This window comes from Agrilactobacillus composti DSM 18527 = JCM 14202, assembly GCF_001436375.1.
GTDB classification, from domain to species: domain Bacteria; phylum Bacillota; class Bacilli; order Lactobacillales; family Lactobacillaceae; genus Agrilactobacillus; species Agrilactobacillus composti.
Genome location: NZ_AZGA01000002.1, coordinates 103278 through 129521, shown reverse-complemented (window position 1 = coordinate 129521; position 26244 = coordinate 103278). Strand labels below are relative to the sequence as shown.

Here is a 26244-nt window from a genome sequence, read left to right as displayed (position 1 = left end):
AAATTAAAACAGTCGTATAATGTAACCTATTAAATTAGAATGGGAGTTTTTAAGGTTGAAGTTAAAGAAGATCAGTTTATGGCTGACCGCCTTGGTGTGCTTATTGGGTATATTTGCTGTGTTAGCACCCAGTGGGCAGGTTCAAGCTGCGGATAATTCATTACAGCGGGTTAAGGATAAGGGGACGTTGGTCATGGGGACCAGTCCTGATTATCCACCTTATGAATTTATCACCAAAGTAAATGGCAAGAATCAAGTGGTGGGGATGGATGTGGATGTTGCCCACAAAATTGCCAAAGATTTAGGGGTCAAGTTGGTGATCAAGCAAATGGATTTTGACAGTTTGCTAGTGGCCTTAGAGACCCATAAAGTGGATATGGTCCTGTCGGCCATGACACCAACCGAAGAGCGGAAACAAAGTGTTGACTTCTCGCAGGTTTATTATGATGCGGGGCAAGCCATTATTGTGCGTAAGCAAGATTTACATTTGTATAAAGATAAAAACTCTTTTGCTGGCAAACAAGTTGGGGTTCAAACTGGGAGTTTGCAGCAAGATTTAGCGAAGAAACAAATGAAACAATCTCATTTAAAGGCCTTGACCAAGGTCACCGACTTAATTTTGTCGCTTGAGACCAATAAAATCGATGGTATCGTTGCTGAAGATGCTGTGGCCCAGGCATACGTGGCCAACGACTCGCGGCTGGCTAAGATCGACGCTAAATTTGATTTGGGTGGCGATGAAAATGGGACTGCCATTGCCTTTGCCAAAAATTCCGGTACTTTAGTGACTGCCGTGAATCATTCAATTGATCAAATCAAGCAACAAAAATTGACCAAGCAATATATTAACGATGCTGGTAAGTATATGGCTACCAATACGGAAAATAAGTCGATGTTTAATTATTGGTCTTATTTTGCCAAAGGGGTAGGGTACACTTTATTGATCACGGCAATTTCTGTGGTGATCGGGATCATTTTAGGAACGGTGTTTGCGCTGGGTCGCTTGAGTCGCAAAGCGATTCTTCATTATCCGGCAGTTTGGTACATCGAGTTTGTTCGGGGAACGCCATTGATGATTCAGGTCATGTTTGTCTACTTTGGGGTAGGTTTATTATGGAATAATATCCCAGCCTTCTTTGCCGGCGTAGTCGCTGTGGCGTTGAATAGTGCGGCCTACGTTGCTGAGTATATCCGTGGCGGGATTGATTCCGTACCGGTGGGGCAAGTCGAAGCTGCCCGGTCCTTGGGGATGTCTCAGCGTGATACCATGCAAACTATTGTATTACCGCAGGCAATTAAGATCATTTGGCCATCCTTGGGGAACGAATTTATTTCTTTGATCAAGGAAAGCTCAATTGTATCCATTATTGGGGTAACCGACTTGATTTATCAATTACGGGCAGTTCAGGCCGCAACTTATCGTGGAGTAGCGCCAATTGCCGTGGCGATGGTCTTGTACTTTATCATGACCTTCACCTTATCTAGAATTTTGAATCACGCTGAAAGGAAGATGCAACATGGCTGAGATGTTAAAAGTTGAGAATTTAAAAAAGGCCTTTGGTAAAAATGAGGTCCTAACTGGGATAGATGGTGTGGTTAATAGTGGCCAAGTTATTGTTGTTATTGGTCCTTCTGGTGGCGGTAAAAGTACCTTTTTACGGTGCTTAAACTTACTTGAAAACCCTACATCTGGCAAAATTGCCTTTGAAGGCCAGGATCTAACCCAATTACCAGAGAAGAAATTAGATGACATTCGGGAAAAAATGGGGATGGTTTTTCAAAGCTTTAACTTATTCTCAAATATGAATGTGATGGATAATCTAACCTTAGCGCCCAAACGGGTGAAGGGCGAAGATGAAGCTCAGGCTCAAAAGAAAGCTTTAGAGTTACTAGAGCGGGTGGGCTTAGCTGAGAAAAAGGACGCCTTTCCAGAAAGCTTGTCCGGTGGCCAACAACAACGGGTAGCCATTGCCAGAGCCTTGGCCATGGATCCAGATGTCATGTTGTTTGATGAACCAACTAGTGCCTTGGATCCGGAAATGGTTGGCGAAGTTCTCAAAGTTATGCAAGACTTAGCCCACAGTGGCATGACCATGGTTGTCGTGACCCATGAAATGGGTTTTGCCCGGCAGGTAGCTGACGAAGTTTGGTTCATGGATGGTGGCGATATCGCTGAAAAGGGGACACCAGAGCAAATCTTTGAACATCCCCAAAATGAACGGACTAAGGATTTCTTATCCCGTATTTTAGCCCAATAGTTTTTTAAATAGCGTGGTTGGCATATTTATTGCCAATCACGTTATTTCTTTGTACAATAAAAGTTATTGGAGTTTTCAACTGAATGATGACGCAGCCCTATATTAGGAAGTGGAATTCGTGGCTACAGAACATATTGAACATAAATTAGCACTATTACCCGGGCTACCTGGGTGTTATTTGATGAAGAATGAAAACGGTAAAATTATTTATGTAGGAAAAGCTAAGAATTTAAAAAATCGGGTTCGATCTTATTTCAAGAGCAGTCACACGGGCAAGACCGCCCGGCTGGTTTCGGAAATTCGTGATTTTGAAACGATTATCACCAATACTAATAAGGAAGCTTTCTTATTAGAAATTACCTTGATTCAAAAATACCAACCTTATTTTAATATCCGGTTAAAACAAGGCACAGGTTACCCTTACATTAAAATTACCAACGAGCGCGATCCGATGATGAAAATTACCGGTCAAATCGTTAAAGATGGCGCCTATTATTTTGGGCCTTATCCCAATGTCTATGCTGCTGAAGAAACCATGCGCTTTATTCAAAAAGTATACCCCCTACGCCGCTGTCAGGGCCATTTAGGCCGGCCTTGTTTGTATTATCATATGGGGCAGTGTTTGGGGGCGTGCTTTAAAGAAGTGCCAGTCGCAGCTTATACAGCGCAAATTGAGAAGATTAAACGTTTCTTAAATGGGCAAGTAGGTCCAATTAAACAAGAATTAACCGATAAAATGCAAGTTGCAGCTGCCAAAATGGAATTTGAACGGGCTGCTGAATTGCGTGACCAAATTCGTTATATCGAACAAACCGTAGAACGGCAAAAAATCATTTCTAATGATCATACGCCTAGAGATATCTTTAACTATTATTATGATCGCGGCTATGTTTCTATCCAAGTCTTCTTTATTCGGCAAGCGCGGTTAATGAAGCGGGAGAAACATGTCTTACCAATCATTAATGAACCTGAAGAAGCGTTGAATACGTTTATCTCTCAATTTTATCGCCGTAAAAATAATTTGCCGCCAAAGGAAATTTTAGTCCCTAAGAGCCTAGATGCGACTAGCTTGGAAGAAGTCCTGGACATCCCCGTTAGAACGCCACAACGGGGCGAAAAACGGCAATTACTGGCATTGGCCAAGAAGAATGCCAAACTGGTGCTGGAAGAAAAATTCAGACTGATGGAATTAGATGAAAGTAAGACTTTAGGCGCCCAAGATGAAATTTTCGACGCCCTAGGTCTGCCTCGGGGGCATAAGATCGAAGCTTTTGATCACTCCCATATTATGGGCCAGGATCCAGTGTCAGCCATGGTCGTATTTGAAGATGGTCGACCGGCCAAGAAATTATATCGGAAATACAAGTTAAAAGGCGAAGTGGAACATCAAAATGGTGCCGATGAAGCTGCCAATACCCGAGAAGTGATCCGGCGCCGATATTCGCGGCTATTAAAAGAGCATAGTGATCTACCCGACCTGATCTTGATGGACGGCGGTGAGATTGAATTGTCAGCCGCTCGAGATGTCTTAGAAAATGAATTAGGCTTGGATCAATTGCCCATTGCGGGGATGGTTAAAAACGACAAGCATCGCACTACTGCGCTATTGTTTGGTCCAGATGACAATATTCAACCGGTGGCCTTAGACCATAAGAGCCAGGGCTTTTATCTATTGCAACGAATTCAAGATGAAGTCCATCGCTTTGTCATCACTTTTCATCGTAAGACTCATACTAAAAATAGCTTGAGCTCGCAACTGGAAGCCATTAAAGGGGTTGGCCCTAAAACCCGGACGAAATTATTGCGGCAGTTTGGCTCTTTGAGTAAGATTCGTGAAGCCTCTTTAGCTGATATTCAGGCTTTAGGGATTGATAAAACCACAGCCCAGATGATCAAGCTATCATTAACGCCAACAACCTTAAGCAATAAGTAAGCGGGCTTTTATAGTAATTACTGAGGTATTTCTCATATTTTTCTTTGTTTTATAAGCAAAAATGACGTTATCTCTCATTTTTCGTGGTAATATATGTTATGTCAATTAATTAAAGTTGGTGAATTTGCCCGTCTAAGGACAGCTTTTAAGATGATTAGTTCAAATACTTGTTATCTAATTGAATATAAAAATACAGGGAGTTACGTCTATGAAACCAAAAATTGCCATTGTGGCCAACCAATATGAATTTGCCGAAAATGTCTTCCATAACCATCCCGCTTCTTATGTGCCGCAGTTTTTTCTGGATGCCATTGCCAAAGTTGGCGGCTTACCATTTATTCTGCCATTAACCAACCCTGAGGAAACTGCTGATTATGTGGCCCAATTTGATGGCTTTTTATTAACTGGCGGCCAAGGAGTATCCCCGTTTTTATATGGGGAAGAGCCTTTGCCAAAAATGGGCCAGACAAGTTTGAAACGCGATCGGTTTGAAATTAATTTGGTGAAGTCCGTGGCTAAAACGGACAAACCCTTGTTAGGGGTCTGTCGGGGGATGCAAGTGTTAAACGTGGCTTTAAATGGTAAATTATATCAAAACCTAATTTATCGGGATCGGCCCCAAATCAAACATATGCAGATCCCCACGGATGATTCTCAGCCCAGTCACTATGTATATACCCAACCTGATAATTTCCTGCGGGATATCTTTGGGGAAAAAGTCTTAGTCAACTCACTGCATCAACAAGCTGTTAAGACTACGGGGGATGATCTAACTGTTATTGCCCGCAGCAGTGATGATGTGGTGGAAGGCGTTTGGAGCCAAGACAAAGATCACCGTTTCTTTGGGGTTCAATGGCATCCTGAAATGCTGGTGGACTACGATGCTCGTAACTTACAAATATTTGAACGCTTGGTGAAGTTAGCCAAAGCTAAAACAAGTGTCTAGCAAAAAAGGATTGACCCATGACAGGTCAATCCTTTTTAAATGCTTATTTTAGTGATTAGGCTGCATCTGAAGCGGTTTGTGTCTCAACATCTGCATCCTTGCGAACTGGCCGCCACAGGCCTAAGATGACCCCGGCAATAATCGCGCCAATGGCGAATGACAGTAGGTAGAATAGTGGATGATTAGCCAAGAATACGACGAAAATACCACCATGGGGTGCCGGGACGTTCACGTGCCACAACTGGGTCAAGCCTCCGGCAATGGCGGAACCAATGACACTGGAGACAATAACGTGTAACGGATCCCCCGCGGCAAATGGAATGGCCCCTTCGGTAATGAAAGAAGCACCTAAGACGTAGTTACTGATACCAGCCCGGCGTTCGTCGGGGGTAAATTTGTTTTTCCAGAAAGTCGTGGCGATGGCCGTTGCCAAAGGTGGGACCATCCCACCGGCCATAACCGCAGCCATTAAGGTACCATCACCAGTAGCTGTATAGGCACCAATAGCAAAGGTATAAGCGGCCTTGTTGAAGGGGCCACCCATATCGATGGACATCATCCCGCCTAGTACAACACCTAAGATCACGGCATTACCGGTGCCCATCCCCTTTAAGAAACTGGTGATACCGGCATTGATAACGGCGAAAACCGGATCAACGGCAAAGTACATGATGGCACCCACCACTAACAGACCCAGTACTGGGAAAATTAAGATAGGTTTTAGGCCATCCAAGGAATGAGGCAGATGTTTGAATAATTTCTTTAACCCTAAAACGGCATAACCAGCGATGAAACCAGCGGCTAAGCCCCCTAGGAAACCGGCTGGGCTTTTAGAAGGGAAGAAGCTGGCAGCCGGTGTCGCGGCCATAAACCCACCGACGAACCCAGGCATTAAGGCTGGCCGATCACCGATAGATTCAGCGATATAAGCGGCTAAGATAGGAATCAAGAAGTTAAAAGCATAAGTCCCAATTTGGTTAGGGAAGATAAACCAAGTGGAATTACCGCCAGTGAAACGCTCGATCAAGAAGGAGATGGCCATTAAAATACCACCACCAACGACAAATGGTAACATATTAGAAATCCCATTCATCAAGTTGGCATAAATTTGGCTACCCACAGAGCGTTGTTCCGCTTTGCCTTCATCACCGTCAGCACTCGCGCCACCTTCAGCGTGGTAAATTGGGGCACTTTGTTTCAAAGCAGTGTCGATCAATTCTTCAGGTTTGTTGATACCATCGGTGACGGGGCGATTTAATAAATGTTTGCCATCAAAGCGGGCCATTTTAACTTTTTTATCGGCGGCAATGATAACCCCTTGGGCCCGGTCGATATCACTGGCGCTCAGCAAGTGTTTGACACCTTCAGAACCGTTGGTTTCAACTTTGATATCTACGCCCATCTCAGCGGCTTGCTTTTTCAAGGCAGCTTCAGCCATGTAGGTATGGGCAATACCGGTAGGGCAGGCTGTCACGGCCACCACAAAAGGTTTTTGCGATTCATCTGGCGTGCTTTCTTGGGCAGCCTTAGCTTCTTTTTCTTTTTCAGCGGCTTCGTCAGCAGCATCTTCAGCTTCTTTTTTAGCCTGGGCATCAGCAAATAGGGTTTGAACTTCATCAGGCGTCGTGGCCTTTTTCAAGGCAGCCACTAAGTTTGGATCAATCAATAAGGAGGACAGGGCAGCTAAGGCCTGTAAATGCGCATTGTTGGCGCCTTCTGGGGCGGCAATCATGAAGAATAAATAAACCGGCTGACCATCTAAGGCGTCATAATCCACGCCTTTTTGGCTTTTGGCAAATAAAACGGTGGCCCGCTTAACGGCTTTATTCTTAGCATGGGGCATGGCAATGCCATCCCCAATACCCGTGGTAGATTGCGCTTCACGTTTTAAGATATCTTGTTTATATAAGTCTTCATCATCAATAATGCCCTTGTCGTAATATTGATGGACCATTTCGTCAATGGCTTCACGTTTGGTTGTTGCTTTAAGATCCATAATCATGACATCTTTTAGCAGTAAGTCTCTAATGTCCATAAATTGGCATCCTCCATTTATTGAAATGCTTCTATTTTAATTTGTGTGCTTAAGGCTTCGATTTGTGAACGGTCAGCTAAGTCTTTGGTAAAAGCAGTGGCGCTGCCACAACTCAAACCCATTTTAAAGCTGGCCACAGGGTCATTATTTTGCGCAAAGATACCAGTAAAGCCGGCGATCATGGAGTCCCCAGCACCGACTGAGTTGACAACGGTCCCTTTAGGCGCTTTAGAATAGTAGGTTTTGGTTGGGGTGATCAAGAAAGCACCATCACCAGCCATGGAAATTAAAACGTTTTTAGCGCCTAAGTCTAAGAGTTGACGGCCATATTTGGCGATATCGGCTAGACTTGTTAATTGAACATGAAATAGTTCAGCTAATTCGTGGTGGTTTGGTTTGACCACTAAAGGATGGTAGCTTAAGGTATCCAGCAGCGCTTGGCCCGTGGTATCGATCACAAAATCAGCACCTTGTTCTCGAATCAATGGGATAAGATCTTTATAAAAAGTATCTGGTAAACTTGGTGGCAAACTGCCAGACATAACTACCACATCACCTGGTTTTAATTGACCCAAAGTATCTTCAAATTTTGAGATCTCTTTAGGTGTCACTTTAGGGCCTTGACCATTGATCTCAGTTTCTTGATCAGCTTTAATTTTCACGTTGATTCGAGTTGTATCTGAAATTTCGGTGAAATTAGTGGTTAAGTCTTCTGCGGCCAAGGTACTTTTGACAAAGGCACCGGTATAACCACCGATGAAACCTAAAGCTGTTGTTTCAATAGTTAGTTGTTTTAAAATACGCGAGACGTTAATGCCTTTACCACCTGGTAAAGAAACACTAGAGTTCAAACGATTGACTGTGCCCAATTGAATCGTGTCAGCGGTGACCACGTAGTCAATGGCAGGATTTGCTGTTACTGTATAAATCACTTGGGTGAAACCTCCTCAGTTTTGGTTTGTTGCATGATGTTGCGATAATCCGCTGGTACATGGGATGTGATCACTTGGACTTCATCTAATTTAGCAAAGCGATCAAAAGAAATTCGACCAAATTTGCTAGCATCAGCTAAGATATAATTTTCAGCCGATCTGGAAATGATTGCCCGTTTCAAGGCACCTTCTTCTGGATCAGGGGTGGAAAAACCAAAGTCGGCATGAATCCCATTGGTACCTAAAAAAGCAATATCAAATTGGTAATCATGGATTTGCTCAATGGCTTTTGAACCAATCACGGCTTTAGTTAGATTTTTGATTTGACCGCCAATCAACAGGATTTTTAAATTGGTTTCTGACAGCATGGAAGCTGTATCGATCCCATTGGTGACAATGGTCAAATGTAATTCTGACTTTAAATAGGGAATCATGGCTTGAATCGTTGTCCCGGCATCCAGAAAAACAATGGCATTTGGTTTGAGTTTGTCTGCGGCGTATTGCGCGATTCGACGTTTTTCTTGTAAATTCGTATTGGCTTTGGCCGTTTGACTGGGTTCTTCCAACAGACTGGTGAGCCGCTTGGCGCCACCGTGAATGCGGGTCAATAAACCACTATCTTCTAGTTCTTGTAAATCCCGGCGGACAGTTGATTCAGAGGCGTGGGTATGGGCGACCAAATCGTGTAGTTTAATGATTGGTTGCGTTTGTAAGCATTGTAAAATATGATTTTGACGCTCTTCTGTTAACATTTGCAATCAACTCCAATACGTATTGTAACCGCTTGACATGTAAAAAGCAACAAAAAACGATTAAAAACATTCAAAAACGGTCATAGTCCTTGCAAAAGTTTTGAAATACCCAGAAATAAAGACTAGGTTATATTTACATTTACTGTTAGAATAAGTAAGATAATATAGGTGCGAATTGAAAAGGAGAAACAAATGTTTGTCGACCAAGTAAAAATAGAAGTAAAAGCTGGCAAAGGCGGCGATGGTTCTGTTGCCTTTCGTCACGAAAAGTATGTCCCTAACGGTGGCCCAGCCGGCGGTGACGGCGGTAAGGGCGGTAGTATCGTTTTAAAAGTGGATCCAGGGCTGAGAACCTTAATGGATTTCCGATATAGAAGAAAATTTAAAGCTGCCAGTGGTGAAAATGGGATGATCAAAGGTATGTATGGCCGTGGCGCCGAAGATACCTTTATTAAGGTTCCCGAAGGCACCATGGTTAAAAATGTCGCAACTGGTGAAGTAATCGGTGATTTGACGGAAATTGGCCAAGAATTAGTCGTGGCCAAAGGCGGTCGCGGTGGTCGTGGCAATATCCATTTTGCCAATGCGAAAAATCGGGCGCCTGAAATCGCCGAAAATGGCGAACCCGGCCAAGAGTTAGAAATTCAATTAGAACTACGGGTCATTGCTGACGTTGGGTTAGTCGGTTACCCTTCTGTAGGGAAGTCTACGTTACTATCCGTGGCTACCAGTGCTAAACCTAAGATTGCGGCGTATCATTTCACAACACTGGTACCCAACTTAGGGATGGTGCAATTACAAGACGGTCAAGATTTTGTAATGGCTGATTTACCAGGATTAATTGAAGGTGCCTCTAACGGGGTCGGTTTAGGATTCCAGTTCTTACGGCATGTGGAACGGACGCGGGTGATTTTGCATCTAGTGGATATGGATCCAGATAATGGCCGGGAACCAATCGATGACTTCAAACAAATCAATCATGAATTAGTGACCTATGATGCTAAAATATTAGAGCGGCCTCAAATTGTGGTGGCGACTAAAATGGATCTGCCCGGGTCAAAAGAACGGTTTGAAACATTCAAAACACAGCTTAAAGCTGTTGATTCACCCAAGAATTTAAAGGTTTTCGCAATTTCTAGTGTATCCCATCAAGGGGTGGCTCAATTGTTACAAGTTACTGCTGATGTGTTAAGTTCTGTGCCTAAAACAGTACCAAGTGAATCAGCAACGAAGACTTACACCTATGAAGCACCGACGGCTAACGATTTTGAAGTCCACAAAGATGAAGATGATGTTTACGTTATCACTGGGGAACGCATTGAAAAGCTGTTTAAGATGACCAATTTGGATCACCACGATAGTGTTTTACGTTTTGCAAAACAGTTGAAGTCATTAGGCGTGGAAGAGGCATTACGCCAGGCTGGGGCAACCAATGGCGACTTAGTAGCAATTGATGACTTTACCTTTGAATTTGTAGATTAATTATAAAGTCAGGCTTAAATTATTTTATTGAGGGTTAGGCGAAGATGGACAAAAATCAACCAACACAACAGCGCAGATATATTACAGGATTTGATGGTCTGCGCGCACTTGGCGTATTAGGTGTCATTTTATATCATATGAATCCTAATGTTTTTAAGGGCGGGTACTTGGGTGTCCCAATCTTTTTCATTATTTCTGGTTATTTGATTACGGATCAGTTGGTTCGTCAGTATCAAACCAAGGGTTCATTTAATTTTAAAGTCTTTTTTACAAAGCGGTTAAAGCGGATCTATCCAGCTTTATGTGCGGTGCTATTTGCTACCAGCGCTTACATCGTGCTGTTTCAAAGAAGTCTTTTAGAGAATCTGCATAAGATAGTACTGACAAATTTATTAAATGTGTATAACTGGTGGCAGATTGTAAACGGTCAGTCTTATTTTGAACGTTTTGCCAACAGTGAGTCACCTTTCACCCATTTATGGACGTTATCCATTGAAGGTCAGTTTTATATTGTTTGGCCAGTTTTAATGGTTATCATGCTGAAATTATTAAAAAAACGATCGCACATCTTCAATATTACAATGATTTTAGCAATTGCGTCAGCAGTGTTAATGGCGGTGCTTTACCAACCCCACGTTGATCCAAGTCGGATCTATTATGGGACGGATACACGGATGTTTAGTATTTTATTTGGCTGTGCCTTAGCGATTCTTTGGCCCAGCAGTCGTTTGAAAAAGGGGATTGAGACCAGGGATCGGGTATTACTGGATGCGATTGGCATTGTCTGCTTTGTAGGAATGGCTTTCTTATTCTTAAATTTAACCGACCAAGGCGCAGCACTTTATCGCGGCGGTATGTTCGTCTTCTCTTTATTAGCTACCATCTTGATTGCCGTGATTGCCCATCCTGGGGCGGATTGGAATCAAGTATTGACCAATAAGTTATTCACTTGGATTGGCGCTAGAAGTTATGGTATTTATTTGTATCAATTCCCAGTCATGCTTTTTTTTGAAGCACGAATGACTAATATTGCCGATCATCAAGTGACTTATCACATCATTGAAGCAATCTTGATTTTGGTGATCAGCGAATTATCTTTCCGTTATATTGAGCAGCCAATTGCGCATTTTGACTTTAAACAAACTGGCCAGTTCTTAAAGCAACTGGTGACTTTTAATAACTCGCAAAAGCGGGCGACCAAAGTTGTGTCATTTTTAGCTGTCCTGATTTTTGCCATTGGCATGACCGGCGTGGTGCAAGCGACAACGGTTAAACCAGGCAAGGCTAATGATTCGGCTCTAGCTCAAAAAATCAAAAAGAATAAAGCGACCAATGCTAAACGTAATGCGGCTTTGATCAGTGAGGCTAAAAAAGCCAATGCTGAAAAGAAAAAAGCTGCTAAAGATGCTTCTTATAGTAAGTCTGTCAGCGTGGCATCTGAGCAGTCTTTGGAAAAACAAGCTAAGAAACACCCTGTTAATCAGGACTTAGAGAAATATGGCTTAACGCAAGTGCAATTACAGCGCGCTCAAACGCTGCAAGTTACGGCTTTTGGCGATTCAGTGATGTTAGATGGTCAAAACATGCTACAACAAATTTTCCCTAAGATGGTTATGGAAGCTGATGTGGGTAAGCAATTAGTTGCAGTTCCTGCAGAAGCTAAAGCGCTAGCTGATAAGGGCGCTTTAGCCGATAATATTTTGGTGGGCTTAGGGACCAATGGACCCTTTACCTTAGATCAAATGGATGCCTTAATGAGTGTCTTTGGACCACAACGAACCGTTTATTGGATCAACGTGCGCGTCCCAACGCGGGAATGGCAAAATGATGTCAATGCCACGTTGCAACAAGCTAAAAAGCGCTATAAGAATCTAGTGGTGATTGATTGGTTCGGCTATGCCAATAGCCACGATGACTGGTTTTATGATGATCGGGTTCACCCTAATACTACCGGGGGCCCATATTATGCGGCGTTTATAGCTAAACACTTATTAGAAGATACACCTCAAAATACAAAATAAATTTTGAGAGGCTTAAAGCAATATCAGAAGTCGCCGGTAAAACGCTTGTTTATACCGGTTACTTTTGTTTTTTAAATCACTTGGATACAATAGAATAGGAAGTCATTCATGGAGTTAGAATTTTTAGGTACAGGTGCTGGTACCCCGGCTAAACAGCGAAATGTCACAAGCATTGCATTGAAACTATTGGCTGAACGTAATGAAGTTTGGCTGTTTGATTGTGGTGAGGCGACGCAACATCAGATTTTAAGTACAGCGATTCGACCACGTAAAATCACTAAAATATTCATTACCCACTTGCATGGGGATCATTTATTTGGATTGCCGGGCTTATTATCCAGTCGGTCTTTTCAAGGTGGTCAGACACCTTTGACCATTTACGGCCCCGAGGGGGTTCAAAATTTTGTGCGAACAGCACTCCAAGTTTCAGAGACCCACTTAAGTTATCCTTTGAGTTTTGTAACGGTTCATAAGGGCTTAATGTTTGAAGATTCAACTTTCAAAGTTTATGCAGACGAATTAGATCATCGGATAAAAAGTTATGGCTATCGTGTTGAAGAAGCAGCACACCCTGGCGTATTGTTGGTAGACAAACTGCAAGCTGATCAAATTGCCGCTGGTCCAGTTTATGCCCAACTTAAAGCCGGCAAAGTGGTGCAATTACCCGATGGTCGTGTGGTTGATGGTCATGATTATATTACAGCAGCTCAACCCGGCCGTATTGTCACCATTTTAGGTGATACGCGGCAAACGCCAGCAGCAACCAGCTTAGCCCAAGATGCCAATGTCTTGGTCCATGAGAGTACTTTTGGCAGGGGTGAAGCCAAACTAGCTCGGCAGTATTATCATTCAACAAATATCCAAGCCGCTAAGGTTGCTAAAAATGCTGGGGTACATCAGCTATTGCTGACGCATATATCGGCGCGTTATGTGGGCAAAAAAGTATCCGAACTAGCCCGAGATGCGCAAGCTGTTTTTCCCAACAGTCGAGTTGTTGCCGATTTTGATGTGATCGATATTCCATTTAAAAAGAGGGAGACCAATGAAAAAATTAGCAGCCTTAAGAAATCTTAATGGTAAAATTGTCGTCATTACCGGTGCCTCTTCGGGGATTGGGCAGGCTTGTGCCATCCAAGCCGCCCAGCGTGGGGCCATTGTGGTCTTGGCAGCTCGGCGCATGACGCGACTTGAAAAACTTCGCAACCAATGCCAAGAATTATCCAAGCATAGTGCTTTTGCCTACTACGTGGATATGGCTGACCCGGATAGTATTGAACAATTCTGTCAGGCCTTAGTAGCACAAGTTGGCCGTCCGGAGGTGCTGATCAATGCCGCCGGATTTGGTAATTTTGAAAATGCCGTGGATACAGATCCCAAGCTCATTGCGCGCTTGATTCAGGTCAATGTATTAGGAACGATTTATATCACCCGATTAGTTGCTCAGGAGATGATGGGCCATGCTGGTCATATCATCATGCTGGGATCAATGGCCGGTAAAATTGCGACGGCTAAAAGTGCCATTTATTCTGCCAGCAAATTTGCAGTGGTGGGGTATGCCAATGGCTTGCGGTTAGAGTTAAAGCCTTTTGATATCCAAGTAACCAGTATCAATCCAGGACCAGTGGCGACAGAATTTTTTGATATCGCTGATAAAACTGGCGCTTATTTAAAGAGTGTTGACTTTATTACACTAAATGCCGATGCCTTGGCGCAAAGAATTGTCAGTGCCATTGGTTTTCCTGTTCGTGAGATCAATACCCCTTGGATCATGGCCCTGGCGGCGCACTTATACAGTGCTTTTCCAAGGCTTGGGGATGCTTTGGTCTTAACGATGTTTAACAAAAAATAATTAAGGCGTGCTACAATAGAGTTATAGCCCATGTAGGCGCAAATAGGATTAGTTGGGGGAATGGATGATGAAGAAACAGCGTAATTTCGTGATTGGTTTGATTATTGCTATTTTATTAGTGATTTTTGCATTGATCAATCAGACACCAGTGATGATTCAATTTGGGTTTACCAAAGTGAAATTACCGCTGATCTTAATCTTGTTTATTAGTATCTTATTGGGGGCCTTAGTCACATATCTATTTGCTACCACCGGTAATTACAATCTCAAAAAAGAGATGAAAGACTTACGGGGGCAGGTTACCCAGTTAGAAACAGAACAGCAAAAAGCCATTGATACGGCCGTGGATGCTGCAACAGCCAAACAAGCAGCCGATTTTAAAGCACAGCTAGCTGAAAAAGAGGCTACCATTGAACAACTAAAAGCTGCTGCTGACGCTACGGATACTGCCACAACACCCAAAAATGAGGCTTAAGCAGGATGTCAGAGTTACGATAAGTGTGTAAACTAAAAAAGAGTCGATGGACTCTTTTTATTTACAGTTTTTTGATAAGGAGTTGCGAAACAATGAATCCAGATAATTTCACACAAGCTGTCCAAGAGGCTTTGGCACAAGCCCAACAAATTGCCGTCACACGGCATCATGCCGATATTCACCTTGCGCATTTATTCAAGGCATTGATTCAACCTGGAGAATTGTTACCGAATTTGCTGAAACAAAGTGGCGTTGAAACTGCTGGTTTTGAAGCGGCAATCGATAAGCAATTAGATCAAATCCCAACGGTCGAGGGCCAAACGGCCTATGGCCAAAATATGACCCCTAAATTATATCAACTCTTACAAGATGCGGATACAATTCGGCAGCAGTTTCATGATGATTATATTGCTGTTGATGTATTACCTTTAGCGTTATTAAAACAACCGGATTTACCAATCACCAAATATTTATTAGACCAAGGGTTAACTGCTAAAAAGTTAACTGAAGTCATTCAATCTGTTCGGGGAAACGAGCGGGTCACTTCTAAAACCCAAGAAGCCAATTATCAAGCTCTGGCCAAGTATGGGACGGATCTGGTTAAGGCAGTCCGGGCCGGTGATCAAGATCCTATTATTGGCCGGGATGAAGAAATTCGCAATGTCATTCGAATTTTATCTCGGAAAACTAAAAATAATCCCGTCTTAATCGGGGAACCCGGTGTGGGTAAAACGGCTATTGTGGAAGGTTTGGCCCAACGGATCGTTCATGGGGATGTCCCAGATAATTTGAAGCATAAGACGATTATTTCATTAGATATGGGTTCGTTAATTGCTGGGGCTAAGTACCGGGGCGAATTTGAAGAGCGCTTGAAATCAGTTTTAAAAGAAGTTAAAAAAAGTGAAGGTCAAGTAATTCTCTTTATTGATGAGATTCATACTATTGTTGGGGCTGGTAAAGCTGAAGGGGCAATGGATGCTGGTAATCTTTTGAAACCAATGTTAGCCCGCGGTGAGTTGCATTTGATTGGGGCAACAACGCTAGATGAGTATCGTGAAAATATTGAAAAAGATAAGGCTTTAGAAAGACGTTTTCAGCGGGTATTGGTCCAAGAACCAACTGTTGAAGAAACAATCATGATTTTACGGGGTTTAAAAGAACGCTTTGAAATTTTCCACGGCGTGCGCATTCATGATAATGCGCTGGTGGCGGCTGCAACGTTGTCTAATCGCTATATTACGGACCGCTTTTTACCAGACAAAGCCATTGACTTAGTGGATGAAGCTAGTGCCAATATTAACGTGGAAATGAATTCTATGCCCACCGAATTGGACCAGCAAATGCGCAAAATGATGGAACTTCAAATTGAAGAGGCGGCATTAAATAAAGAAGCTGATCCTGCTTCTAAAGCGCGGCTACAAGATGTCAAAGCCCAAAAAGCCACGTTGCAGGAGACCATTTCGCAATTAAAAGCTAAGTGGGATGCTGAAAAAGCTGAAATCAACGCCTTAAATGACAAAAAGTCCCAAATCGATAAAGCTAAGCATGAGCTTGAAGACGCTGAAGCTAAGTATGATCTAGAAGCTGCTGCCCGCCTGCAGCATGGCACGATCCCCAAGTTGCAAGCAGAATTAAAACAACTTGAAGCTAGTGATAACCAAGCTAAAAATTTAGTCCAGGAATCCGTTACAGCAGATGAGATTGCCGAAGTGGTCAGTCGGCAAACCGGCATTCCAGTGGCTAAATTAGTAGCCAGTGATCGGGAAAAGTTGTTGCATTTGGCTGATGAGTTGCACCAGCGCGTAGTTGGTCAAGATGAGGCCGTTCAATCAGTGGCGGATGCCGTTTTAAGAAGCCGTGCTGGCCTACAAGACCCAAATCGACCACTGGGGTCCTTCTTATTCCTAGGGCCAACAGGTGTAGGGAAAACGGAATTAGCGAAGGCTTTGGCTAGTAATTTATTTGATTCGGAAAAGCACATGGTCCGCATTGATATGAGTGAGTATATGGAGAAATATGCCGTCTCACGCTTAGTTGGTGCAGCACCAGGTTATGTGGGGTATGAAGAAGGCGGCCAATTGACCGAAGCGGTACGGCGCAATCCTTATACGATTGTATTACTGGATGAAATTGAAAAAGCCCATCCGGATGTTTTTAATATTTTACTGCAGGTCTTAGATGATGGTCGCTTGACAGATGGGCAAGGCCGCACGGTTGACTTTAAAAATACTATTATTATCATGACCTCTAACCTAGGTTCAGATATCTTGTTAGATGCGCAACAATCCGCAACTGGTATCACGGCTGACACCCGGCAACAAGTTCAAAACGTTCTACAACAGCATTTTAAGCCGGAATTTTTGAATCGGATCGATGATATCATTTTATTCCATCCGTTGGATATGAATGCCGTGAAGCAAATCGTTGTGAAATTAGTGGCAGAACTTTCCAAACGCCTGAGGGACAAAGATATTCAGTTGCAGGTTTCTGAAAAAGCCCAGGCTTGGATTGCTGACAAGGGGTACGATCCCGCCTTTGGGGCCAGACCACTCCAACGTTTTATTACCAATCAAGTCGAGACACCGTTAGCGAAGCAGTTAATTGGCGGTCAAATTTTACCCCATTCTAAGGTGACAATTGATTTAGAAGATGACAAGTTGATCTTTAACAGTGAAAAAATGTCCGAACATCAGGTAATTGTTTAATTTAACCTTGCTTCAAAGCCCAAGTCATAGTATTATATTGTTTGTGGGCTTTTAGAGTCTAATTGGATATGATCTCACGTCATCCAAATTAAGTACAGTTCGAAGAATTTGATTATAAAGGAGTTTGAATAGACATGGCAGTTCCAGCAAGAAAAACATCGAAAACCAAGAAACGCATGCGTCGTGGCCATATCAAATTGAATGTGCCTAACATCCATTTTGACGCTACTAGCGGCGAATATCGTTTAAGCCACCACGTTTCACCAAAAGGCTTTTACAAGGGCCAACAAGTGGTTAACATCGATAAAACTCAGAACTAATAAAGTTATTTAAGACCGGGATGAACTAATGGCTCCGGTCTTTTATTTATGATTAAACTATTCAAAGTGAAAAGAGTCGATAAAATGCGGGGAAAACGTTTTTTTCTGGGGCTATGTTTTCTAATAGGCCTAGTGGTATTGACGGCTTGTCAAAATCAAAAAATCAGTAATTTACAAAATCAATATCATGCTGATGGGATGGCTACGGTTGTAAAGGGCAGTACCAAGGCAAAGTCGGTCCAATACCGCATTGATCAACAGGCCTGGCAAAGTGCTAAGGTCAATGGCGGAACTTTTGTCGTGACAGTGCCAATTAGCAATCAGAGTCAAAAGCTAACCTTTAAAACCGATACTGATCGTCAGCAAGCAACCATTTCTAAATCGACACCGGTGATGGCATTTGCCAAATTTGGGATGATTTATGCGGCAGCTACCCAACAGAATCCAAATGCCATCAAAATTCAACCAGAGTTATTACGTCGGGCAAATTATAATGGGGTTATTGGCCAAAATAACGGGACTCAGATTCGCGCAGTGGTAGCGGACCAACAATTGATGGGCTTAACCGTTATTGCTCAGACAGCAACCTTGAAAAAGGCGCAAAATTTAAATCAATTTGGATCAACATTAGGAACTTTAGCCGGCGTTAGTGGGGCAGATGCCAAAACAGTTCTCACAAAGTTTGAAGCGGCGGTAAAGTCAGCTAAAAAAGGGAAGACAACGATCAATACCATTAAGTCTAAGGACATTAATTTTGACGTGGCCTTCTCAAATGACGAATTATTTATTTATATGACCCACCAATAGTTTTTCGGTGGTTTAGGACAAAGACTGGGCGTTAACGATTAAATTTTGATTAATCGTGGCGTCTTTTTGTATGGCCGAAAGCAGCTTAGTACAATTTATCAAAACTTCGGATAGGGGACAGGCATAGCAGTGAATATGCTGTGTTTGAACAAATTGAACTTGCTCTGGTGTGAGGCTAGGGGCGATGAAGTAAAGGTCATCAAGATCAAGCGGTGAAGTGAGCAGCTGCAATAATAGATTGAAATCAGAGACAATGAATTTAGTGGCTGCCGGGGGATTCTTAGAATCAAATTGGGTAGCCGAAGTAAGTTGTAATTTGAATTTCGCAATTGCCTGATGTTGTTTGACTGCCTTGAGCAAATTTATTTTTAAAGTGGCATCTGCGTAAGGTGAAAGCGGTGGAGCGGCTTGGATATAAATTAATTGTTGCACTGATTCATCAAACTCATTTAGCATATTTTGCAGGGCGAGTTCAGCAGTTAACGTGATTTGCGGATAATCGAGCGCATTAGGGCTAGTGCCAATCTTAAAATAAGATATATCCATTTCATAAAGTTGGTATATTAAATCGTCCTTGAAGGTGTCCCCTAATAAAATAAGATAGGTTTGTGGCGTTAGTCGGGGTAGCAAGGTCGCCAGGGTTTCTGGTAAGATGATGTTAGCAGACAGTTTTGCGGCGGCGAAGGCTAAAAGCAATTGGGTGACCAACGTGTTGTTTAAAGTATTGTCACCGTCAGGCAGGACACAGTAAACCAAGGGACCAGCTGGTGCTGTTGTGCTGCTGGCAGCCTTTGTTTTTTGATCAGCTACAAAGCTGCCCGATCCTTGTTTACGATAAATTAAGCCTGCTTGTTCTAAATCATTTAAGGCCCGTTTAGAAGTGATGCGGCTGACTTGGTATTGTTGGGCTAATTCTTGTTCCGTGGGGACCTTAGCGTTGACGGGAAGCTGGCCACTGGCAATGGCTTGGCTTAAATCATCGATAATTATTTGGTATAGACTTTTTTTCATGAGATTCACCTCAGTGTAAAATGATATAGTCAGTATACCATAATTTTTACCTTGGCAAAAAGGACAAAAAAATAGTCTAAGCATAAACTGCTTAGACTGGGTCATACAGGCTTTATTTAGAGCTAATTTTTTGAGACCATTTCAGTAATGCTGGCATGAAGCCTAAAAGAATTGCAAATACTGCGGCCATACCCATGGCTTGGGCAGGTACGAAAGTTGTTTGCGTCAAGGCTGAGCCAATAAAACCAATAATAAACCCAAAGATAATGCCCCAAAAGACCATCATAATGTAACGCATCGACATAGGACCTTCTTTCATCACGATGATTGCTTTATAGTATAGCATAATTTCAATTTCAACGGGAACCTGTTATCTTTAACTTATCTATATTTTCTATATTTTTTAAGAGGTGCACTATGGTATTTGCACAATTACAAGTGAAAACGACTTACAGTTTGTTACAAAGCCCCACGACGATCAAAGATTTGGTGGACACGGCCAAGGCTTTGGGCTATACGACTTTAGCCATTACAGATCACAATGTGGTCTACGGATTGGTGGATTTTTATAAATATTGTCACACCGTAGGGATCAAACCCATTTTGGGGATCAGCGCCACTTTCAAGAGCTTGCTGGATCCTGAAAGTGAGGCGACCTATCCTTATTTACTGTATGCCAAGAATAATCAGGGCTATGCGCATTTATTGGAAATTTCAACGGCCATCATGTTACATCCAGAACAGCCCATAGCTTTAGAGACGGTGGCAGATAGCCTAAAAGATCTAATTATGGTCTTGCCACCGCGCGGGGAGTTGGAGTATCTGGCAGGCACCCAGGATACGGCCGCACAAGTGACCTATATTCATCGCTTATTGAGCTGGCTGGACCCACAAAACTTAGCCATTGGGCTCACAGTTCAGGGCAATTACAGCCATCAACTCAGTAAACTTCAAGCTGTGGCCGATCAAACCCAGATCGCCTTGTGTGCGCTGGGCAAAGTGGACTATGTTAGGCCAGAACAAGCTTTTGATGCAACGGTGTTACAACATATCGCTGCGGGCACCAAGCTAACGCCAACTGCCACCACTGATTCACAAACTGGGCCTTTCTTTTTACCAGCGCCAGACATAGCGGCGGCAGCTTTTGAAAACGCAGGCCTTTCGCAAGCCTTAGTCATGACAGATTGGATCGCTGAAAATTGTAATGTGACCCTAAACTTGCACCATCGGACCCAGTTGCCGCAGTATCAGGTGCCGGCTGGCTTAGATGCAGACACTTACTTGCAGCAATTGGTGACGGCCGGTTTAAAAAAACGCTTGGGTAAAACGATTCCGACGGCTTACCAACAAAGGGCAGACTATGAATTACAAGTGATCCAAAAGATGGGTTTTTCAGATTATTTTTTGATCGTTTGGGATGTGATCAATTATGCCCATCAGGTTCATATCATGACCGGTGCTGGTCGAGGATCAGCAGCGGGGTCGTTGGTCGCCTATGCGTTGGCCATTACTGAAGTTGATCCACTGGCTTACAATTTACTTTTTGAAAGATTTTTAAATCCTAATCGGGCCAACATGCCTGACATTGACTTGGATATTCCGGATAATCGCCGTGATGAATTACTGGCTTATGTTTATCAGCACTATGGCGCCAATCACGTGGCACAAATTATTACCTTTGGTACCTTAGCCGCTAAAATGGCGCTACGAGACGTTGGCCGGGTTTTTGGCATCAGTATGCCGGAAGCCAACGCCTGGTCCAAAGCGGTCCCTAACGTCTTAAAAATCACATTACAGCAAGCTTTGGCACAATCACCTGCCCTGCAAAAAATTGTCCATGAAAACAAGACCAATGAATTGATCTTTCGAACCGCCGCCCAATTAGAGGGTCTGCCCCGGCATTATTCCACCCATGCTGCCGGCGTAGTCTTAAGCGATGAGCCTTTGACCAAGCGGGTCGCCTTACAAATGGGTGGCGATGAGATCCCCTTGACCCAGTATCCGATGGGCAATGTGGAAGAGGTTGGCTTGTTGAAGATGGACTTCTTGGGGTTAAAGAATTTAAATATTCTAGCTCAGACAGTCGCTGACGTGCAACGGGAATATCAGGCTGATTTTGATCAAAAACAGATTCCTTTAGATGATCCTAAAACCCTGGCGCTTTTTCAACAAGGGGATACCAATGGGGTGTTTCAGTTTGAATCAGAAGGTATCAAACGGGTCTTGCGGCGCTTGCATCCGGATTCATTTGAAGATATTGTGGCGACAAATGCCTTATATCGCCCCGGTCCTATGGAAAATATAGATACATTTATTGCCCGCAAGAATGGTTTGGAGCCCGTGATTTACCCAGATGTCGCCTTAGAGCCGATCTTAAAACCCACTTATGGCATCTTAGTCTATCAGGAGCAGGTCATGCAGGCGGCTAGTGTTATGGGGGGATTTACGTTAGGAGAAGCTGATTTATTGCGCCGGGCCATGAGTAAAAAGAAAAAGGCTGTCATTGATGAAAACAAGCAGCGGTTTATTGAAGGTGCAGTTGAAAAGGGGATTGCCATTGATTCAGCCCGTTTGGTGTACGAATATATTGAAAGCTTTGCCAATTATGGGTTTAATCGTTCCCATGCAGTAGCTTACAGTAAATTAGCCTTTTGGCTGGCCTATTTAAAATGTCATTTTCCAGCTAGTTTTTTTGTCGCCTTATTAAATTCGACCATTGGCAACAATATCAAAACGAAAACCTATCTCCAAGAGGCTAAAAAGCGCCACATCGCGATTTTAGGACCAGATATTAACCACAGCGTCCAGGAATATACGCTGCAGGCCAATCAGATTAGATTTGGTTTTATTTCCATTAAGGGGATGCGTCGAGATTTTATCGAAGCGATTTTAACTGCTCGTCAAGTTGGCGAATTTAAAGATTTTAATGATTTTTTGCGCCGTTTACCCAAGAAATTTGTAAAGCCAGATTATCTGACCCCTTTGATCAAAGTTGGCGTTTTCGACAGTTTGATCCCAAATCGGCATCAGCTGCTGGTGAATTTGGATAAGTTGATCAATACCGTGACTTTGGCAGGGGATTCCATGTCTTTGTTTGAAATTCTGACGCCAGAGATGGTTTATGTGGATGACTATTCCAAATCACAGAAGATTGAATTAGAAGCTGAGCTTTTAGGGATTTATATTTCGGGGCATCCCTTGGAACGCTTTGAGAAGATCCCCCATGTGACTATTTTAGAGTTACAACCAGACAAATCTGGCGCGGTGCTGTATTATGTACGTAAAGTTAAGGTAATTCGCACCAAAAAGGGGGATCAAATGGCTTTTTTGAATGGGGAAGACTTATCTCAAAGTTTTGGGGTCACGATTTTTCCCAATGTCTTTAAGCGGGTGGCTGATTGGTTAGATCGGGAACAAAATTTGGTGATCAAAGGTAAGTTTGAATGGGATAAGGCGCATGCGCCCCAATTGATTGCCCAAAGTATCGCTCAAGCAGCCCCAATTTTACAGCAACAAGCACAATTAAAACGGTTATTCTTACAATTTCCACCAGAACTGGACACCGCAAGTTTTCGAGAACGAGTTTATCAATTGTTGATGGCGCACCGGGGCCATACCCCGGTGGTGATTTTCTTAAAGCGTGAGGACAAAAAGATATTGCTCAAAGATGATCATTGGGTCACTTGGTCGCCAGAATTGGCCCAAGATTTACAGCAAATTTTAGGGCCAGAAAATATCGTTTTCAGATAACGAAACAAAATATATTTCAGCTGTAACCACTTACATTGCAAAATGTTACAGACTTTTTTCAAAAATGGTGGTATATTATCAGTGTCTTTGAAAATGTGTTGTGCATACATTTTCATGAATATTTGATTGAGGTGACGACATGAAGCGCATTGGTATTTTAACCAGTGGTGGGGACGCCCCTGGCATGAACGCAGCTATTCGCGCAGTCGCTAGAAAAGCGATGTACGAAGGGCTTGAAGTTTATGGTATTAATTATGGATTTGCAGGTTTAGTTGCAGGTGACATTTTCCGCATGGATGAAGCAACTGTTGCTGATAAAATCCAACGGGGCGGTACTTTCTTGTACTCTGCCCGTTATCCTGAATTTGCTAAAGAAGAAGGGCAATTGAAGGGTATTGAACAATTAAACAAGTTTGGTATCGAAGCATTAGTTGTCATTGGCGGGGATGGTTCTTATCATGGTGCCTTGAGACTGACTGAACATGGCTATAATGCCATCGGGTTACCTGGGACGATTGATAATGATGTGCCTTATACGGACTTTACCATCGGCTTTGATACGGCAGTTAATACTGTCTTAGAAGCTGTTGATAGAATTCGGGATACTGCAACCAGTCATGAAAGAACATTTATTATCGAAGTAATGGGCCGAGGCGCCGGTGACATTGCTTTGTGGTCTGGGGTCGCTGGTGGTGCTGAAGAAATCATCATCCCAGAACATGACTTTGATATTAAACAAGTTGCAGAACAGATCCAATCCGGCCGTGATCGCGGTAAGAAACACACGTTGATTGTTCTGGCTGAAGGCGTGATGCATGCCCAAGACTTTGAAAAAGAATTGGATAAGTATGGTGACTTCCATGCCCGTAGTACCGTGTTAGGCCACGTGCAACGTGGTGGTGCACCAACAGCTCGGGATCGGGTCATGGCCAGTCAAATGGGTGCATTTGCCGTTGAGTTATTGTTAGAAGGCAAGGGCGGCCTAGCAGTTGGGATCGAAAACAATCGTTTGACTTACCACAACATGACTGACTTGTTTGATAGCAAGCATCATGCTGAGTTGTCTTTATTCAACTTAAATCACGATTTATCAAATTAGTATTTCCAAAAAGATGATTTTTTGTTATCTTTTATATCAGCATTAAATTATATATCTAAGGAGAGATTTCAATCTATGAAAAAGACCAAAATTGTCAGCACATTAGGCCCCGCAAGTAATGATGTTGAAACCATTACAAAATTAATCGAAGCAGGTGCTAACGTTTTCCGTTTTAACTTTTCACATGGTGATCATGAAGAACATCTAGCACGGATGAACATGGTTCACGAAGCAGAAAAGAAAACCGGTAAAATTGTTGGTATCGTATTAGATACCAAGGGTGCCGAAATTCGGACAACTGTTCAAAAGAACAAGGGCTTTGATGCACATACAGGGGATACAATTCGTATCTCAATGGATGACACCTTAGAAGGCACACCTGAAAAGATTGCCGTTACATACCCTGGCTTGTATGATGATACACACGTCGGTGGTCATGTATTGATTGATGATGGCTTAGTTGATTTAAAGATCACTGAAAAAGACGATGCCAACAAAGAACTTGTAACTGAAGTTCAAAATGACGGCTATATCGGTTCTCGTAAAGGTGTTAATGCACCTGGTGTTGAAATCCGCTTACCAGGGATCACTGAAAAAGATAGTGACGATATTCGTTTTGGCTTGGATCACGACATTAACTTTATTTCCGCAAGTTTCGTTCGTAAAGCCCAAGATGTTTTAGATATTCGTGAACTTTTAGAAGAAAAACATAAAGAAAACGTTCAAATCTTCCCTAAAATCGAATCCCAAGAAGGTATCGATAATATTGATGATATCTTAAAAGTTTCTGATGGCTTAATGGTTGCCCGTGGCGATATGGGTGTTGAAATTCCTTATGAAAACGTCCCATTTGTTCAAAAACGTTTGATCAAGAAATGTAACGCTTTAGGCAAACCAGTTATCACTGCCACCCAAATGTTAGACTCCATGCAAGAAAATCCACGGCCAACTCGTGCCGAAGTAACCGACGTTGCCAACTCTGTCTTAGATGGTACTGATGCAACTATGCTTTCTGGCGAAAGTGCTAACGGGGATTATCCTGTTGAAGCTGTTGCTGCTATGAGCAAAATCGACCAATATACCGAAGAAGAAGTTAGCAACTCTGGTGTATTAGCCTCTGAACGTTTCAATGCTTTTGCAACAACCAATGCCACTGAATCTTTAGGCCAATCTGTTGTGCGTATTGCTGAAGATTTGAACATTAAAACAATCGTTGCAGCGACCGCTTCTGGTTATACTGCTCGGATGATCTCTAAGTATCGGCCTAATGCTGATATTTTAGCTTTAACTTTTGATGAAGATACCCAACGGGGCTTGACAGTTAACTGGGGTGTTGACCCTATCTTGACGGACAAACCTGCTACAACTGATGATATGTTCACCGCTGCTACCCAATTATCCCAAGACCTTGGTTTTGCCAAGGAAGGCGATTTGATCTTGATCGTTGCCGGTGTGCCTGTTGGTGAAAGTGGCACAACTAATTTGGTGAAAGTTCAATTAATTGGTTCTAAATTAACTCGGGGCCAAGGTGTCGGCGATGAAACTGTCGTAGGTAAAGCTGTTGTCGCTAATTCCGCTAAGGAAGCCGTCGATAATGCCGTTGATGGTGGCATCTTAGTTACAAAAACAACTGATAAAGACTACTTGCCAGCTATTGAAAAGTCTTCTGCCTTAGTTGTTGAAACTGGTGGTTTGACTTCTCACGCGGCTGTTGTCGGGATCGCCATGGGCATTCCAGTCGTTGTCGGTGCTGAAAATGCCACTTCATTGATTAAAGATGGTGAAGTTATCACTGTTGATTCCCGTCGTGGGGTCATTTACCGTGGGGCTTCTAACTCACTTTAATTTGAATCTCTTTTCTAGAATAGT

The 26244-nt window shown here is 42.9% G+C and carries 20 protein-coding genes; 15 read left to right on the top strand and 5 right to left on the bottom strand.

Annotated features, from left to right (window positions below):
* The first annotated feature begins 55 nt into the window (after positions 1-55).
* The 4 genes from FC83_RS00930 (at position 56) to FC83_RS00915 (ending at position 5137) form a co-directional block, all read left to right on the top strand.
* Entirely contained in the window at positions 56-1525 is a 1470-nt protein-coding gene (locus FC83_RS00930) for an ABC transporter substrate-binding protein/permease (protein WP_035451648.1), read from the top strand.
* A complete protein-coding gene (locus tag FC83_RS00925; RefSeq protein ID WP_035451650.1) occupies positions 1518-2258 on the top strand; it encodes an amino acid ABC transporter ATP-binding protein in 741 nt (246 codons plus the stop codon). Before FC83_RS00930 ends, FC83_RS00925 begins: the two co-directional genes overlap by 8 nt.
* 118 nt (positions 2259-2376) lie before the next feature.
* A complete protein-coding gene (uvrC, locus tag FC83_RS00920; protein WP_035451651.1) occupies positions 2377-4191 on the top strand; it encodes an excinuclease ABC subunit UvrC in 1815 nt (604 codons plus the stop codon).
* A 208-nt stretch (positions 4192-4399) separates the two neighbouring features.
* Entirely contained in the window at positions 4400-5137 is a 738-nt protein-coding gene (locus FC83_RS00915) for a gamma-glutamyl-gamma-aminobutyrate hydrolase family protein (protein WP_035451652.1), read from the top strand.
* A gap of 55 nt (positions 5138-5192) precedes the next feature.
* On the opposite strand, the gene FC83_RS00910 is transcribed toward FC83_RS00915, so the two are convergent.
* The 3 genes from FC83_RS00910 to FC83_RS00900 are packed head-to-tail and all read right to left on the bottom strand — an operon-like array spanning position 5193 to position 8856.
* Positions 5193-7172 carry a PTS fructose transporter subunit IIABC gene (locus FC83_RS00910; RefSeq protein ID WP_057002268.1) on the bottom strand — a complete coding sequence of 660 codons (1980 nt, stop codon included), beginning with the start codon at positions 7170-7172 and terminating at the stop codon, positions 5193-5195.
* 17 nt (positions 7173-7189) lie between these two features.
* Entirely contained in the window at positions 7190-8104 is a 915-nt protein-coding gene (gene pfkB, locus FC83_RS00905; RefSeq protein ID WP_035451653.1) for a 1-phosphofructokinase, read from the bottom strand.
* Positions 8101-8856 carry a DeoR/GlpR family DNA-binding transcription regulator gene (locus FC83_RS00900; RefSeq protein ID WP_035451656.1) on the bottom strand — a complete coding sequence of 252 codons (756 nt, stop codon included), beginning with the start codon at positions 8854-8856 and terminating at the stop codon, positions 8101-8103. Before FC83_RS00900 ends, pfkB begins: the two co-directional genes overlap by 4 nt.
* A gap of 192 nt (positions 8857-9048) precedes the next feature.
* Here FC83_RS00900 and obgE point away from each other — a divergent pair, with 192 nt between their 5' ends.
* The 8 genes from obgE to FC83_RS00860 all read left to right on the top strand — a co-directional run bounded on the left by obgE (position 9049) and on the right by FC83_RS00860 (position 18515).
* A complete protein-coding gene (obgE, locus tag FC83_RS00895) occupies positions 9049-10338 on the top strand; it encodes a GTPase ObgE (protein WP_035451657.1) in 1290 nt (429 codons plus the stop codon).
* Positions 10339-10382: 44 nt separating this feature from the next.
* Positions 10383-12359 (top strand): acyltransferase family protein, encoded by a 1977-nt coding sequence (locus FC83_RS00890; RefSeq protein ID WP_035451659.1) that lies wholly within the window; start codon positions 10383-10385, stop codon positions 12357-12359.
* A gap of 108 nt (positions 12360-12467) precedes the next feature.
* On the top strand, positions 12468-13433 hold the full coding sequence (rnz, locus tag FC83_RS00885) for a ribonuclease Z (protein ID WP_035451663.1): 966 nt from the start codon (positions 12468-12470) through the stop codon (positions 13431-13433).
* On the top strand, positions 13402-14208 hold the full coding sequence (locus FC83_RS00880) for an SDR family NAD(P)-dependent oxidoreductase (RefSeq protein WP_052004517.1): 807 nt from the start codon (positions 13402-13404) through the stop codon (positions 14206-14208). Before rnz ends, FC83_RS00880 begins: the two co-directional genes overlap by 32 nt.
* Before the next feature lie 64 nt (positions 14209-14272).
* Positions 14273-14683 (top strand): LapA family protein, encoded by a 411-nt coding sequence (locus FC83_RS00875; RefSeq protein WP_081763014.1) that lies wholly within the window; start codon positions 14273-14275, stop codon positions 14681-14683.
* A 92-nt stretch (positions 14684-14775) separates the two neighbouring features.
* Positions 14776-17388 (top strand): ATP-dependent chaperone ClpB, encoded by a 2613-nt coding sequence (clpB, locus tag FC83_RS00870; protein ID WP_035451666.1) that lies wholly within the window; start codon positions 14776-14778, stop codon positions 17386-17388.
* A gap of 134 nt (positions 17389-17522) precedes the next feature.
* Positions 17523-17708 carry a 50S ribosomal protein L32 gene (rpmF, locus tag FC83_RS00865; RefSeq protein WP_035451667.1) on the top strand — a complete coding sequence of 62 codons (186 nt, stop codon included), beginning with the start codon at positions 17523-17525 and terminating at the stop codon, positions 17706-17708.
* A gap of 84 nt (positions 17709-17792) precedes the next feature.
* A complete protein-coding gene (locus tag FC83_RS00860; protein ID WP_057002267.1) occupies positions 17793-18515 on the top strand; it encodes a hypothetical protein in 723 nt (240 codons plus the stop codon).
* Between the two features lie 12 nt (positions 18516-18527).
* Here the strand turns inward: FC83_RS00860 and FC83_RS00855 are convergent, their stop codons facing one another.
* On the bottom strand, positions 18528-19526 hold the full coding sequence (locus FC83_RS00855; RefSeq protein WP_057002266.1) for a GntR family transcriptional regulator: 999 nt from the start codon (positions 19524-19526) through the stop codon (positions 18528-18530).
* A gap of 112 nt (positions 19527-19638) precedes the next feature.
* Positions 19639-19824 (bottom strand): DUF2929 family protein, encoded by a 186-nt coding sequence (locus FC83_RS00850; protein WP_035451675.1) that lies wholly within the window; start codon positions 19822-19824, stop codon positions 19639-19641.
* Positions 19825-19943: 119 nt separating this feature from the next.
* Here FC83_RS00850 and dnaE point away from each other — a divergent pair, with 119 nt between their 5' ends.
* From dnaE to pyk, 3 genes are all read left to right on the top strand, one after another.
* Complete coding sequence (dnaE, locus tag FC83_RS00845) at positions 19944-23276, top strand: DNA polymerase III subunit alpha (RefSeq protein ID WP_035451676.1); 3333 nt, start codon at positions 19944-19946, stop codon at positions 23274-23276.
* Between the two features lie 139 nt (positions 23277-23415).
* Entirely contained in the window at positions 23416-24375 is a 960-nt protein-coding gene (pfkA, locus tag FC83_RS00840; RefSeq protein WP_035451677.1) for a 6-phosphofructokinase, read from the top strand.
* 75 nt (positions 24376-24450) lie between these two features.
* On the top strand, positions 24451-26220 hold the full coding sequence (gene pyk / locus FC83_RS00835) for a pyruvate kinase (RefSeq protein WP_035451679.1): 1770 nt from the start codon (positions 24451-24453) through the stop codon (positions 26218-26220).
* Positions 26221-26244 lie beyond the last annotated feature (24 nt).